1 protein-coding gene is annotated in these 454 nt (G+C 78.1%); it reads left to right on the top strand.

The genetic code is table 11. The features are described 5' to 3' along the window. A partial coding sequence (locus tag RT91_RS19405) for a hypothetical protein (RefSeq protein ID WP_205408998.1) occupies window positions 1–454 on the top strand: 454 nt, incomplete at both ends.

Genomic DNA, 454 nt, shown 5'->3' with positions numbered 1-454 from the left:
GGCGCGACAGGCGCAACGGGTGCCATCGGCGCAACGGGCGCAACCGGAGCCACGGGTGCCACCGGCGCGACGGGTGCCACGGGCGCGATGGGTGCCACCGGAGCCACCGGCGCAACGGGTGCCACGGGCGCAACGGGTGCCACCGGCGCCACCGGCGCGATGGGTGCCACAGGCGCAACTGGCGCCACGGGCGCGACGGGTGCCACAGGCGCAACCGGAGCCACCGGCGCGACGGGTGCCACAGGCGCGATGGGTGCCACGGGCGCGACGGGTGCCACGGGCGCAACGGGTGCCAAGGGTGCCACCGGAGCCACCGGCGCGATGGGTGCCACAGGCGCAACGGGCGCGACGGGCGCAACGGGTGCGATGGGTGCCACCGGCGCCACGGGTGCGACGGGCGCGACGGGTGCCACGGGCGCSACGGGCGCGATGGGTGCCACGGGCGCAACCGGAG

The sequence above is a fragment of the Acidiphilium sp. JA12-A1 genome (genome assembly GCF_000724705.2).
GTDB classification, from domain to species: domain Bacteria; phylum Pseudomonadota; class Alphaproteobacteria; order Acetobacterales; family Acetobacteraceae; genus Acidiphilium; species Acidiphilium multivorum.
Note: the sequence above shows the minus strand (reverse complement) of the source record. Positions and strands in the feature narration are given on the sequence as shown.